This window comes from Paenibacillus sp. B46(2026) (assembly GCF_056786355.1).
In genome coordinates, this window is sequence record NZ_CM165907.1 from 793559 (window position 1) to 807759 (window position 14201).

The window sequence follows — 14201 nt, forward strand, 5'->3', positions numbered from 1 at the left end:
AATTGATGTCTATAACACCCTCCGGAACTATCCTTCTGTGGTTGGCTGAGATTGCGAATTGGATTTTCTGCGGGATTTCACTAACGCGATTAGAATCAGCATACCGGGAAGAATGATTCCTAGAGTGGTGTCCCAATCTACCCAGTAAGGAACGATGGTGATGATGATAAACGTCAGACTGGGCGAGACGAGATTGGCCATTCCATATACGAGCATGGTCGTTGGTAGAATGAGCGTCTTGAACTGTTTTAGCTTGAAGAGTTCTGCGCATCCAACAATAAAGGCATACAAGTAGATTATCGCTTTGAAGTAAGTAGCGATGAGCCATGAGCAAGCCATGATCACCTCGATACGTTCGAAGAATCCACCAATACTAATTTTCTGAGACAAAACAAAGGAAGCATATATATTGTGTTGGGTTAGAAAGGGGCCAAGCACGAGCATGGATATGGTAACAAGAACGGAAAGGATCAGATTGCCAATCCCTGCTGTAATGATGATATCACGCATGCGGTGGGGGCTTCTTGCGACGTAGGGCAGGATCATCAAAATGGGAATGGTTTCGCCAATTGGATAGATGATACTCACCAGAATGCCTTGCGCTATGGAGACAACGCCAGTGTCCGTTACTGGCTTCAGATTACTGGTTTCTGCTTGTGGTATCAGACATATGGCAAGTATCACTATGAACAGTATAACGATAGGCATAAGCAATTCACTGGTTCTTGCGATCGTCTCTAGGCCGTGGTATAAACCCCATCCTATAGCAATAACAAATATAAGGATGATGACACGAATAGGGGTGTACTGAAAGATCTGGGAAGTCATGAAATCCCCGACTTCCCGGGTATGTGTAGATGTACCAACTATGAAGAAGAACAAGTAAAAACAGGAGAACAGAGTGCCTGGCCAAAAACCCAAAATACTTCGGGCAATCTGTACCAGATTCTCCCCTGGATGCATACTTCCCAATTTCAAAATCAGGGCCATGAGAGCCATTCCGAGCGGAACGCCAATAAGAGCACATATCCAGGCATCTTGCTGGGCATAGGACGTGATAACAGAGGGGTAGATCAGCATCATATCTCCCACCACCAACATAAATGTAAGGGTAGATAATTGTCTTGTTCCGATCTGTCCTTTTTCAAGCATGATGTACCCCTCCCTTATCTCCTAAGTTCCAGTCAGTCTTGCTAATATATGGTTCACAGGGTCGTAGATCCACATGATGATATAAAGTGGACTAGGGAATTCCCACAGATTGGAAGCTATAACGCCGAACACCGTAGCGGTGAGAAGCATTACACTGTATACGGCTGTTTCTCGCCACTCTTTCCGGTGAATGAGACCAGGCAGGTCAATCCAGCCAATAATAGCTGCTACGACGATAACCGCAAGTGTAATCAGCACGCTTCTCTCACTCCTTCACTTCATTTCTGAATGAATCATCCAGTGTACCTACACGTTTTATTTGCACATTGGCTTTGTATTTGATATCCAGTTCTTCAAAATGCTTGTCCCACTCATTTTCTATCTTCTTGAAGAATTTGGGATCTGAATGGTACATTTCCTGTCCAAAACCAAATATATCGACATGAAATTTGCGTTTTACTGAATTGACAGAGTTCTGCATCAGTTCAATTAATCGTTCTTCACTATCGGCTTCAAGTTCTTTGAGGACTTTCATCGACCCAATCTTGATTCCACAATCGACTGCACCGATGGATGAGACATTCTTGACATCAATATTGATTACAGGTTTACCATTTACGATTTCCGCTTTTCTTTTCGTTGTTGTACGTAGGGCCTTAAGCGTCACGTTGCCCTTCTTGCGACAAGGCATATGGCTGACCGTTGATTCTACATTGTCACGGATATAGTTGTAGCCTTTGGATTCATCCTCTGTTAACCAGCCGATCAGCTTGTCTTTCTTGAATACACTCAGTCCCGTCGTATTGAGGCGAGCTGGCGACCGGATGGTCGATATGTTCTCTTTATTCCCACTTTGGCCTTTGGGACCGAGGATCTCTACACCCGTAATAACGGGCTGGATGCCAGGCGATATCATGAACTCCAGTAATTCATCCCCGGTTACGGTGGTAGTGGGAGACCAGGTCTTAGAAGATATATCGAGAGAGTTAAACATTTTTTCAGCTGGGGTGTTATCTAAGGGTGTAAGTACGTTAAGCAACTGGGAAGCAGTGGTATTCTTGGCGACCATGACGTAATAATCAGGTCTTGCTGTAGGTTCACGCATTAGGGCCTCGATAACGTCATATATTCCGTCCTTGCGTGCATATTCTTCGCCAAATACCAGCACGCGGATATGTGCCATGAATATGCGGCGTGGACTGGTCTCTGTTAATTTCTGAATGGCTTCGAACAAGGTTGTAGCGGATGCTTCATAATGTGTAACGGGTGTACCTTTCCCACCCCCTGCCTTGGAAGATACTTCATTCGGCACAACAACCTGAGCACTGACTTTAATCATATCTCCATCTTTGTCCACACCGAGACCAAGCATAATGCCAAGTTCATTCAGTTCCTGGCGATCCCAGCATCCGGTAAGGAGAGAAAGCAGAATGACACAGGATAATATTAAGTGTAAGCATCTATTCATGGTGTGCGCTCCTTACCGAATTACCGCTTCGTTTTTTTGGTAGACTGTCTAACTTCATTTGTTGTGCTGGTAGAGAGTGGACGAGTTTTCATACGGGACCAGGGTACACGAAAGATCGTGTCTTTGAGATCCTTCTGGATGAAGGGTGCAAAAGGAGACATATAAGGTACCCCGAAAGAACGCAAGCTGCAAAGATGGGTTACGGTAATTAACAGCACAATCAGGATGCCATAGAATCCGAAGGCAGCGGCCAGGATCATCAGAACGAACCGCAAAATGCGTACCGAGATGGAGAGCCCATTTTCCGGAATGACATAACTGGATATCGCAGTGATGGATACGATGATGACCATTGCAGCGGATACAACCCCCGCATCTACCGCGGCTTGACCAATAACAAGCGTACCCACAATGGACACAGCCTGACCAACCGTCTTCGGTATCCGAATGCCCGCTTCTCGCAGAATCTCATAAGTTAGCTCCATCAGTAGGGCTTCAATAAAAGCGGGGAAAGGTACGCCTTCTCGCTGAGCCGCCAAACTGATTAGAAGGTTGGTAGGCAGCATCTCCTGATGGAAAGTGGAAATGGCAATATAAAAGGAGGGAGAGAGTAACGCGATAAAAAAGGCCAGATATCGGATCAATCGAATCAGTGTACTGATATCAGCTCGCTGATAATAATCCTCAGGTGACTGAAAGAAATGAACAAACAAGGCGGGAACAACTAAAACAAAGGGTGTACCGTCGACAATGATTGCAACTCGGCCTTCCAACAGTGCCGCGGACACGGTATCGGGTCGTTCGCTATTATATACTGTTGGGAAAATGGTCCCTGTCTTATCCTGAACCAGCTCTTCGATGTATCCTCCCTCAAGAATGCTATCGATATCAATCTCATCCAGTCTTCGCCTTAGTTCCTGCACAATCTCCTGATCCACGACATGTTCCAGATAGAGTACAGCAACCCGGGTCTTGGTGACTCGACCGATCTCTCTTTCTTCGATCCAGAGATGAGGATCTCGGATTCGTTTGCGAATTAATGAAGTGTTGGTACGCAGGTTTTCGTTGAAGCCCTCCATCGGTCCCCGAACGACCGTTTGGGAGACAGGTTCTCCAACGGATCGATCTTCCCAGCCTGCTGCGCCAATTTTCAATCCTCGTACAGATCCTTCAAGCAGTAAGATAGCTGATCCCGACAGCAGGGCATTCAGCACTTCATCCATATCATTGACGAGCAGGACATCACTTGCGATCAGAACATCATTCTGGAGGTAACTCAGATGTTCATCATCCGCTGAAAAATCAGGAAGATCACGTTTATGTAATAAGGATTCCATGATGGAGTGATTTAGAATTTGTACATCGACCATTCCATCAATGTACAGCATGACGGCAGGCCATTTATGCAAACATTGCAGAGGACGAATCATCAAGTCATTACTGTGTCCCATCACTTGCTTGCAGTACGCTGTATTTTCATTCAGATTTGGAGAGATTCTCTTCAGATCTTGACCGTCCTGTACCGATGCACTCATCGTGTATCCTCCTTATCCTATATTTGCAAGTTAGTATGACCTGGATGAATTCGGATTATCACAAAAGAGAATGAAGGATTCTCCTTCCGTTTGGAAAACGCAAAAAAGGAGCCGCGATGACACGCAGCTCCTTACTTAAAGTTATAGATAGACGGTTCGTTCGAATTTATTTTTGTCTTTGTCGAACAGGGGCTGGCTTGGATACGGTGGATCTTGCTGTCCATGCTTTGCGGTAACGATAGAGCACGGCTACGATGAGCAATAGGCCGATTCCTCCCACGATATATGCTGCATATTGATGAGCCAGATGGAATACGGCGTTCCACTGAGGGCCAAATATTTTGCCAATGCCCAGAAACAGTACAACCCAGAACAGTGCGCCTGAATAGGCGTAGAGAGCGAATTTGCGAAAGGGAACAGCGGCTATGCCCGCGAAATATCCGGTGAAATGCCTTACACCCGGAATGAAATAACCGATGAAGATTAAGGCATTACCATACTTGGCGAACCACTTTTGCGTTTTATCGAGCTTGTCCTGCTTCAGCAGAAACCATTTTCCGTATCGTGTTATAAAGGGTAGTCCTGCTTTGGCTCCAATAAAATAAGTGATTGTCATGCCAATCGTTGTTCCCAGAAAAGCCAGTATGGTAAGGATTCCGAAGTCGAGATGCCCCTTGTAGGAGAGAAACCCTGCGTAAGCCATCGTTGTTTCACCAGGAAAGGGAAGTGCGATGAATTCAAGCAACAAGCCAAAAAACAATACGCTGTATCCGTAGGACCCAAACAGATGTTGGATCTTCTCAAGCAATTCCAATAGATTTCACTCTCCTGAATACGGGGTGGGAGCATGAATACTCTCCAAGGTGTTTTAATACGTTCTGCCTGTCCATTATGCTACCTAATCTGAAGCGAAGAATCAATCAGGCTAGATAGAAAATTGTGAAAAAATATTAAACAAAATCACGTCTTTTTTCCATGTAGCCTCCATATAATTCTAACAAATCTGCTGAAGTCTATCAGCAAATTACTAGAGACGGTGGAGGTCGATTCGTAAATGGTACAGAGACCGGAATTGAGAATCAAGGAAAAAAGGGAAATCTCCGTAACATCCATACATACGTTTTTATCTGGACAATGGTCTGTCATTCTCGTGCGGATTGCGATATTGCTATGTGCATTCGCTGTATATGCAGGCACGGCTGATGCATCTCCTGCTTCCGGCTCAGGTGATCCGATCTCGGAAGATAAGAATACTCAAGACAAGGTAGTCTATCTGAGTTTTGACGATGGACCGGGTAACCATACCCGTGACGTATTGGATATTTTACGCAAGGAGCAGGTTCCGGCTACATTTTTTGTGCTGGGTGAGCAGGCAGAGCGTTATCCCGAGTTAATCCGGGGGCTTGTGGAGGATGGACATGCTCTGGGCAATCATACGTTCAATCATCAATACGAACAGCTGTACAGTGATTTTAAAGTGTTCTGGAAACAGATCAAGCAGACAGAGGACGTGCTGGAGCGTATAACCGGCTTTCGTCCGAATCTGGTGCGAGCACCAGGCGGTACCTACGGACACTTTGACCAGAGTTATTTTGATTTGCTCCAACTGGGTGGATACACCGTCATGGACTGGAACGTCGACAGTGGAGATTCCAAGCGTAAAGGTGTTCCGGCCAAAGAAATTCTCAGCAATTCAACCAAAGTACCTGCGGGAGCACGTTCGGTTATTGTCCTGATGCATGATGGCGGTGCACATGCTGAAACGGTAAAAGCACTTCCGGGTATTATCAAATATTATCGTGATCATGGATATCGTTTTGACATCATGAAGAGTTCGGATCAACCGGTTCAGTTCCGTGTACATCCAGATGGCAAGTATAAGTCACGCAAGGCGCCTGGAAAGGCTTGGATCGCAGAAAATGTAGAAGCGAATGCGACGTTGTGGCTTGGAACCAAGAAGCTGAAGGTAGAGGTGGGATTGGCTGCGGCTACCTTGCAACCGGGCGAGTTCCGCATGGAGGGTCAGCGAATCATGGTGCCTTTGCGTACTTTTATGAAAAAATTTGGGGGCAGAACTCGCTGGGACCCTGAAACAAGGACAGCCACAGCTGTATGGAAGGAAAGAACGATTCATGCAGACAGTGTGAGCGGAACACTGACAACGACAGGGGCAATTGAAACGGGAGCAGTACAGAGTCAGGGGGGAACGATCTGGGTTCCGTTACGTGAATTACTGGAGCAGATGGGATTAAGGGTGAATTCCATAACCAGTAATGAAGCAGAGTGGACGGTGAAGGCGGGCGCTTCCAGATCCATTTCGGCAATGAACAGCATATTTAAGTATAAAATGATCTGAAGAAAGTCATTCTTGCAGGACTATTCTCTCTACTTCCGGGCAACACTGAATCATAGATTACTATGGCTCAGGAATGCCGATGGAAGGAGAACAGGAGAAATGTCTTATATCCGAATGGAACATGAACATGCGGTTGAATTGCTTAATAGGGTCATGAAGCGTGTTGAAAGTGTGATTATTGGTAAAAAAACAGAGATTCGTTATGTCCTCACTGCAATGCTCAGTGGGGGGCATGTACTTCTGGAAGATGTGCCGGGGACCGGGAAAACGATGCTGGTTCGTGCCGTTGCTTCTGCGTTGGACTGCTCCATGGGCCGGATTCAATTCACGTCCGATGTCATGCCGGCAGATGTTACGGGCACCTCAATCTATCATCCACATACAGCTGAATTCAAGTTTCGGCCCGGACCCGTCATGTCCAACGTTGTCCTGGCTGATGAAATAAATCGCGCTTCACCACGCACTCAGTCTGCTCTGCTGGAGGCAATGGAGGAACGACGTATTACGGTTGATGGCACAACCTATGCCTTGCCACGCCCGTTCTTTCTGCTGGCGACACAGAACCCGTTACAGTTTGAGGGTACGTACCGTCTGCCTGAAGCGCAGCTGGATCGATTTATCATGAGGATTGGACTGGGGTATCCAGATCCAGAGCAGGAACTGGAATTGTTAACCCGCATGCAAGATAGAGAAGTACTTGAAGAACTTCGCCCTGTCCTGCTTGCAGAAGAGGTCGTAGCCATGCAGCGTGAAGTTAAACAGGTGCATGTTGATCCTGTCGTCAAACAGTATCTGGTGGCCGTTGCTGTGGCCTCTCGTAGCCTTCCGGCGGTAAGACTGGGCATCAGCCCGCGCGGCACACTGGCTTGGATGGCTGCCGCGCAGTCATTTGCTTACCTTCAGGGACGCAGTTATGTCATACCGGATGATGTGAAAGAGGTGGCTGTGCCTGTCCTTTCCCATCGTATTCAATTGAAGGCCCAGAACAGAGCGGAAATTTGGGGACAAGTACAAGTCATTGAAGAAGCATTGTCATCTGTCCCGGTACCTGTACAAATGGCATCACAGGGAAGGGGACGGAGGCAATGACTGCACTGGGACAACGGATTTTGAGTGCTGTCTTGGTGGTGGCCTTCGCTTCTTTGTATCAGTGGCATGGAGGCAAAGCATCGTTGTTTCTATTCATTATTGCTTTTTTGATGTTCACGGGAGGTCTGCTTCTCCATTGGTTCAGACCACGCCAAATTAACATTCGTCGGAAGATGCACACGAACCGGATTGAGGCGGGCGAGGGAATACAGGTGGTGGTGGAGTTGGAATTCAGGTGCCGAGTTCCATTGTTATGGATCATCCTGTGTGAGAACACACCTGCAGGTGTACATCGCAAATTGATTTTTCCGGGAACACGGCGTCAATTCACCTATCAATATGAATGTTCCGGTTTACGCAGAGGGGTCTACAGGTGGGATACGGGCAGATTGTACTGGGGTGATATGTTTGGCTGGAATACGCTCTCCGCAGAGACCGCAGGTGATACACCCCTGATTGTTGTTCCTCAAGCAACGGCTTGGGGGAAGGGGGATTCGGTAGAATTCGCAGCGATTATCGAAGGGACTCTGTCGGAGCGAAGAAATAGCCAGGGAAACCGCAGCCCTGAGTTCCGTGAATATCAGGAGGGTGACCCACTGGGACGAGTTCATTGGAAAAGTACAGCCAAAACGGGAAAACTTCAGACCTTTCTGCCCGATACCACGGATCTAGCTTCGCTCGGCATCCTTGTCTATGAAGGCGCGTCGGGTTATGGCGTAAAACAACGGGAGAACATGGATGCACCTGCTTTTGAACGAGTGGTTCGTGCAGCTGCCCGCTGGATTCATACCGCTGAGCGGGATGACATTCCTTATCATCTGTGGATGGAAGGCGGCGATAAGAGCTATGATGCACAAGATCAATGGCAACATGGGCCGTTCCATGCAGATGATGAGAATCATGGACTGGACAAGTTAGCGGGGGCACGAATATCCAAAGCACAATCAGGTTCTGTTTCGCTTCGAACGGAGATGCTGGATGGACTGGCGAGCGGGTCGCGAATTGTGGTTCTTACAGGTAAGATGGATCAGGTTCTGGCCGAATGGATCATAACTGCAATCGGGTCGGGTTATCGTGTAGAGGTGCAATTGACTGAAGCGAACCAGGACCAATTAGGATCAACGGATAGATTGATGAATGGATTGGGATATGACAGCTTAAGTTTGGAGCGGCTTCGTCACAGCGGGGTGCCGATCCACGCGGTTACAGACGTTGCGTTATCTTCATTGGGAAAGGTGGAGGTAACGGATGTGGGAGCGTAATGGTAACCAGCAACCAAATTCCACTGTGGCCGACTTAGAGTCAACGGACCGTACGAGAATAGAATCGGCCCATTCCGTATATAAAGCTGTGAACCAGAATTCGGTGACGGATATAAAGGATGAGGGATATGTGAGCGTACCTGTCCTGTACAAAATTGTTATTTCGGCCATTTTACTTATACTGTCTCTGGAGTGGATATATCCTGTTACATCATCAGATCAGCAGGGCAGTGAACGGTTCTTGTCCGTAATGGCGGGATTAACGGGAGCATTGTTGCTTGCGGGGTTAATTCGTACAGGATGGATCACCGGAGTACTGATCCGATTATTCATTGCACTCGCTGCTTTATGTCTGATGTACGGAGGAAGTGATCCTGTCCGTTGGGCGGTCGCTTATCCGGGAATATTTTCAGCGGATATGGACACTTTTATAAACAACTGGCGATTCCACACGATTAGTACAGAAACGAGAGGTTTGTTCATGATGTGCGGCTGGAGCATGCTCATGGCTTCTGTGCAATCCCTCGTATTGTTACGTCGAAGCGTTATGCTGTTTGGCAGTGCAACGCTGCTCTATTTGCTTCTGCTTGAATCCTTTGCGGGGCTGGATGTGTATGCTTCCGTAATACGGTCTGTCCTATGGACTTTTCTTATTCAGGCTCTGCTTCAGCTACTACGTCTCAATGGAGGAGTCACTACTCCGAGTTATCGCGGCAGCCCCTATGGCCGTTGGAGTGCAGTGACTATCGTTGCTTCCGCAGGTATGGTGCTTCTCTCAGCGTTACCTGGCCAGTTTGCTTCCATTCCTCAACCGGAACGCATATCTTTGGAGCAGATGGGTGAACGGATAGCTCGCTGGGCAGGTTATACACAGCACAGTAGTATCCCTGCTGCAACGGCGGTCACGGGATATAGTACAGCGGACGCGCCTATGGGAGCACCGTTGGTGCAGGGGAATTCCATCTTTTTTATAGCGAAGAGTCCGGAAGTGACGTATTGGCGAGGGGAGACCCGTTCATATTATAACGGTAGTACTTGGAGTGATCCTGGTCAAAGTTTCGAAACGGCGAGTTCATCCGGGTTGCTGCGCACAGATGGATGGGAGAATCCAACCTATTGGAATCGCATTCGCCAAACCGTTACGATGCAGCGAGAGTGGAAAGGACCGAATCCACTTTTTACCGGGGGCATACCGGTCAACGTATCGTTCCAGGATAAGAACAAGGATAATCAGGAAGACATGCTTTCTTTGCTGTCTAATCGCGATTCGGCAACATTGTGGCTCGCAGGCTCTGGAAACGATAAGGTGGTTAAAAATTATTCGGCAGATGTCATGGTTCCTGTGGCATCCCCGGAACAGTTACGTCTGCTTGGGGGAAAGAATAAAGGGAAAGATCCGGCAGTCATTCGGAGGACATATCTGCAATTGCCCACGACACTTCCCGATCGGGTGCAGACTCTCGCCAAGGAAATCATCCAAGGCAGTGAGACCCGTTATGATGCTGTACAAGCTGTGAAAAACTATCTGGCTGCTCATGCCGAATACACGTTAGATACTCGTATGCCGCCGCGTGGAACAGATTTTGTGGACGATTTTCTATTCGTCACACGGCAGGGGTATTGCAATCATTTCTCCACAGCCATGATTGTATTGCTACGTGCAGAAGGCATTCCCGCACGCTGGGTTAAAGGCTTTGGCCCTGGAGTAGCTGACCCGGATATACCCGGTCAGTATATGGTTTCCCAGGGAGATGCACATTCCTGGGTAGAGGTGTATTTTCCAGGTGCAGGCTGGATGCCGTTCGAGGCTACGCCGGGCTTCACCATGGCGCAAGGCGTGGGCGAAGGTGTCACAGCGCTCGCCGAGCCGCAGCCTGTTGCGGAGACTCCGCCGTATATGAGCGGCGGAGTGGCTTACGCGGGCGCATGGCTGCTCGCCCGCGCACAGGCCATTGCCGCGGAGCCGTGGCTCGCGGCAGCCTTTGTGGCAGCGGCCCTGCTGGGCGCCGCTGCTCTGGTTCGCATGCGGCGGCTACGCCCCGCGCTGCGGATCAGGCTGCTGCTGGCGTGGCCGCGCAGCAGCTTTCCGGACCGCGAGCGGCTGCTGCGTGCCGCCGATCCGGTCTGGGCCGCGCTTGCGCGCCGGTACGGCCCGCGGCCGCCGGGCATGACGCTGCGTGAATATGCAGCGTCACCGGCTCTGGCCGCAGGCGCGGACGGCGCGGACATCGCGCGGTTTGCAGCCGACTGGGAACGGCTGCTGTACGGTCCAGACCGTCCGCTGCGCGCCGACAGTCTGGACTTCCTGCGCCGGGCACTTCGGCTGGCCCGGCAATTGCAGGCGTTGTAACACAAGGGTGTTACAATAAGGATGCCACACAACCTGCCGTGATTTAACTCTCGCTATCGATTTCCGATACAGTTAGGCAGGTTATTGGCTGATGATGATCACCGCTGGTCCACTATATGGCATGTAGCGTTTGTTCATCGTTACAAGCCATACATAAGACGCCTTTCTCGCTATGCTGAGAACGAGGCGTCTTTCCATGATCATACACTTGAACCATGATCTTGCTGCCAAGCTTTATATACGAAATTTCATAATCGAAGGTATCCGATATCCCTTGTTTTGAAATGTCGAAAAAAGGAGTTTCGCCTTTCCTTGACGGTATGTTTTGTCGTTGCGTATAATTAGTTTCATTGAATTGAGGGAGGCACGGTAATGAATAAGCCAAATGAAATAGTGGTTGTCCTTGACTTCGGGGGCCAATATAACCAGTTAATCGCCAGAAGAATTCGGGATCTCGGCGTATACAGCGAGCTTTTGCCGTATAACACACCGGCAGAGAAGATCGCAGAAATGTCACCACGAGGAATCATTTTCTCTGGCGGACCATCCAGTGTGTACGCAGAAAATGCACCACATGTGGACCCGGCTATTTATGATCTTGGACTTCCCATCTTCGGAATCTGTTACGGCATGCAACTTATGGCCCAACAGCTTGAAGGTAAAGTAGAGCGTTCCGAGAAGCGTGAATATGGTAAAGCCGACATCGAGTTCGCAGCAGGTGCTGCTCTCGCACAAGGTATCGACGGTGAGCACACGGTATGGATGAGTCACGGTGACCACGTGGTTACACTTCCTTCGGGTTTCAAACTGGATGCAGGCACGGAAAGTGCGCCAATCGCTGCAATGAGTAACGACGAGCGCAAATTGTATGCTGTTCAGTTCCACCCGGAAGTACGTCACTCTGTTCGTGGTAACGATATGATTCGAAATTTCCTGTTCGAAATCTGTGGTTGCGAAGGCAACTGGACGATGGAGACTTTCATCGAAGATACGATCAAGGATATTCGTGAAAAAGTGGGCGACGGTAAAGTACTATGCGCACTGAGCGGCGGCGTGGATTCTTCTGTTGTTGCTGCGTTGCTTCACAAAGCCATTGGTGACCAACTGACATGTATGTTTATCGACCATGGTCTGCTGCGCAAAGGCGAAGCAGAAAGCGTAATGGAGACGTTTGTCGGCAAATTCGACATGAAGGTTGTCAAAATTGATGCACAGGAGCGCTTCCTATCCAAACTGGCAGGCGTGGATGATCCGGAACAAAAACGTAAAATCATCGGTAACGAGTTTATTTACGTATTTGATGAAGAATCCAAGCAATTTGATGATTTTGAATTCCTGGCGCAAGGTACACTGTACACAGATATCGTGGAAAGTGGTACAGCAACTGCACAGACCATCAAATCCCACCACAACGTGGGCGGTCTGCCTGAGGACATGAACTTCAAACTGATTGAGCCACTGAGTGCCTTGTTCAAAGATGAGGTGCGTAAAGTCGGCGAAGAGTGCGGTCTGCCTGAAGCTATCGTATGGCGTCAGCCTTTCCCAGGTCCGGGTCTCGCGATTCGTGTGCTTGGCGAAGTTACCGAGGACAAGCTCAAAATTGTTCGTGATTCGGATTACATTCTGCGTGAAGAAATTATCAAAGCCGGCCTTGATCGTGAGATCTGGCAATACTTCACAGCCCTGCCGAACATGAAGAGTGTAGGCGTAATGGGTGATGCGCGTACGTATTCCTACACTGTAGGTATTCGTGCCGTAACGTCCATCGACGGTATGACTGCTGACTGGGCACGTATCCCTTGGGATGTGCTGGAGAAAATCTCTGTACGGATCGTTAACGAAGTCGATAACGTAAACCGTATCGTCTATGACGTAACATCCAAACCACCTGCAACGATCGAGTGGGAGTAGGATATACACCCGTAACAATATTTTGAAAAAAGCTCTCTTTTATCTGCGGCATTTCGCAAATAGAAGGGAGTTTTTTTATGACAGGGTTCTATTTAAAATTTCATCCCATTTTAGAGTTCACTTCATGATCCTTTCAGGTCCGGCCTGTACAATAAGTACATACTAAGAGCTATATGGCTACTGAAGGGAGAATTGAATGTATGCGTAAAACCGACTATATGAGCAAATGGAAGATGGGCATTGGAAGTGCGTTTCTGATGGTGATGCTGGCAGGATGCGGTTCAGGTATGCAAGACTTGGCCTCCGGTTCGGGAGAATTTCCATTTGTGAACTTAGAGGCAGCGGATGCTTCTTCCGATCAGACCAGAAACCAGGAGTTATCCTCTGACTTAACAACGAACACAGATCTGGAACAACAAGAGATAGAGAATACTCAGCAGACAGAGATATAATTGACATAGGACTGGTCCGGTGAAATGAGCACTGGAACATGTCGTAAATTGCTCCGTATACCTATTCAATACATGGATTGGAATACCATAACTTGTTATCACAGATATCATTCAACTGATTGCTAAAACGCATCAGACAGACTAATAAGCTACCCTGATCAGAGCGCTTCATGCCTTTGATCAGGGTAGCTTTTTATATTAATCTGCAGAAATCCCATCCTGACATAATGAACATATGCCGTGGAAAATCTGCCGAGTATAGCGTATTTAATTGGGTTGTAAACCGCTGAACTGGTTCTTTCTGTTAAATAATACGAACGATAATATAAGAGGGTGAGATTAATATTCGTTTTTCTCATTGACAAAATAGACACTACCCTCCTAAAATAGTGATGGGAAACAAACAAATAGCGCATACTAATTCGTATAATCCCGGGAATTGGCCCGGGAGTCTCTACGAGATCACCCTAATGATCTGGCTACGAAGAGGAGAAGGCTGAGCACAGGAATTCTACATGATTGCGGGGACATCACGCACATTAGAATTTTTTTTGTTCTTAGTAAAGGCCATAGTGCCACTCCTTATCAGCTGAGCCCTGGGGGAAGAGTCATCTTCAGGGTCATTT

11 protein-coding genes and 1 riboswitch are annotated in these 14201 nt (G+C 48.1%); of the genes, 6 read left to right on the forward strand and 5 right to left on the reverse strand.

The features are described from left to right. Window positions 1–27: 27 nt before the first annotated feature. From AC1S8V_RS03760 to AC1S8V_RS03780, 5 genes are all read right to left on the reverse strand, one after another. Window positions 28–1152 carry a GerAB/ArcD/ProY family transporter gene (locus AC1S8V_RS03760; protein WP_482072487.1) on the reverse strand — a complete coding sequence of 375 codons (1125 nt, stop codon included), beginning with the start codon at window positions 1150–1152 and terminating at the stop codon, window positions 28–30. 21 nt (window positions 1153–1173) lie between these two features. Continuing rightward, complete coding sequence (locus tag AC1S8V_RS03765) at window positions 1174–1410, reverse strand: hypothetical protein (protein ID WP_482072488.1); 237 nt, start codon at window positions 1408–1410, stop codon at window positions 1174–1176. Window positions 1411–1417: 7 nt separating this feature from the next. Continuing rightward, the gene (locus tag AC1S8V_RS03770; protein WP_482072489.1) at window positions 1418–2620 is read right to left on the reverse strand and encodes a Ger(x)C family spore germination protein; all 1203 of its coding nucleotides are present in this window, start codon (window positions 2618–2620) and stop codon (window positions 1418–1420) included. 20 nt (window positions 2621–2640) lie between these two features. Beyond that, on the reverse strand, window positions 2641–4155 hold the full coding sequence (locus AC1S8V_RS03775) for a spore germination protein (RefSeq protein ID WP_482072490.1): 1515 nt from the start codon (window positions 4153–4155) through the stop codon (window positions 2641–2643). 166 nt (window positions 4156–4321) lie between these two features. Beyond that, on the reverse strand, window positions 4322–4969 hold the full coding sequence (locus AC1S8V_RS03780) for a DedA family protein (protein WP_017690726.1): 648 nt from the start codon (window positions 4967–4969) through the stop codon (window positions 4322–4324). A 240-nt stretch (window positions 4970–5209) separates the two neighbouring features. Between AC1S8V_RS03780 and AC1S8V_RS03785 the strand changes: the two genes are divergently transcribed. From AC1S8V_RS03785 to AC1S8V_RS03810, 6 genes are all read left to right on the forward strand, one after another. Further along, complete coding sequence (locus AC1S8V_RS03785; protein ID WP_482072491.1) at window positions 5210–6511, forward strand: polysaccharide deacetylase family protein; 1302 nt, start codon at window positions 5210–5212, stop codon at window positions 6509–6511. Between the two features lie 99 nt (window positions 6512–6610). Then, window positions 6611–7600: an AAA family ATPase gene (locus AC1S8V_RS03790; RefSeq protein WP_482072492.1), complete on the forward strand. Its 990-nt coding sequence runs from the start codon at window positions 6611–6613 to the stop codon at window positions 7598–7600. Then, entirely contained in the window at window positions 7597–8862 is a 1266-nt protein-coding gene (locus tag AC1S8V_RS03795) for a DUF58 domain-containing protein (protein ID WP_482072493.1), read from the forward strand. Before AC1S8V_RS03790 ends, AC1S8V_RS03795 begins: the two co-directional genes overlap by 4 nt. Beyond that, on the forward strand, window positions 8849–11212 hold the full coding sequence (locus AC1S8V_RS03800) for a DUF4129 domain-containing transglutaminase family protein (protein ID WP_482072494.1): 2364 nt from the start codon (window positions 8849–8851) through the stop codon (window positions 11210–11212). Before AC1S8V_RS03795 ends, AC1S8V_RS03800 begins: the two co-directional genes overlap by 14 nt. A gap of 372 nt (window positions 11213–11584) precedes the next feature. Then, complete coding sequence (gene guaA / locus AC1S8V_RS03805; RefSeq protein ID WP_482072495.1) at window positions 11585–13123, forward strand: glutamine-hydrolyzing GMP synthase; 1539 nt, start codon at window positions 11585–11587, stop codon at window positions 13121–13123. A 200-nt stretch (window positions 13124–13323) separates the two neighbouring features. Beyond that, window positions 13324–13575 carry a hypothetical protein gene (locus tag AC1S8V_RS03810; RefSeq protein WP_482072496.1) on the forward strand — a complete coding sequence of 84 codons (252 nt, stop codon included), beginning with the start codon at window positions 13324–13326 and terminating at the stop codon, window positions 13573–13575. A gap of 402 nt (window positions 13576–13977) precedes the next feature. Next, a riboswitch (purine riboswitch) is annotated at window positions 13978–14077 on the forward strand. Window positions 14078–14201 lie beyond the last annotated feature (124 nt).

Coding starts and splice junctions, on each gene's coding strand:
- AC1S8V_RS03800 (WP_482072494.1), top strand. CDS start 8,849: ATGTGGGAGCGTAATGGTAACCAGCAACCAAATTCCACTGTGGCCGAC.
- AC1S8V_RS03795 (WP_482072493.1), top strand. CDS start 7,597: ATGACTGCACTGGGACAACGGATTTTGAGTGCTGTCTTGGTGGTGGCC.
- AC1S8V_RS03790 (WP_482072492.1), top strand. CDS start 6,611: ATGTCTTATATCCGAATGGAACATGAACATGCGGTTGAATTGCTTAAT.
- AC1S8V_RS03785 (WP_482072491.1), top strand. CDS start 5,210: ATGGTACAGAGACCGGAATTGAGAATCAAGGAAAAAAGGGAAATCTCC.
- AC1S8V_RS03770 (WP_482072489.1), bottom strand. CDS start 2,620: ATGAATAGATGCTTACACTTAATATTATCCTGTGTCATTCTGCTTTCT.
- AC1S8V_RS03775 (WP_482072490.1), bottom strand. CDS start 4,155: ATGAGTGCATCGGTACAGGACGGTCAAGATCTGAAGAGAATCTCTCCA.
- AC1S8V_RS03810 (WP_482072496.1), top strand. CDS start 13,324: ATGCGTAAAACCGACTATATGAGCAAATGGAAGATGGGCATTGGAAGT.
- guaA (WP_482072495.1), top strand. CDS start 11,585: ATGAATAAGCCAAATGAAATAGTGGTTGTCCTTGACTTCGGGGGCCAA.
- AC1S8V_RS03760 (WP_482072487.1), bottom strand. CDS start 1,152: ATGCTTGAAAAAGGACAGATCGGAACAAGACAATTATCTACCCTTACA.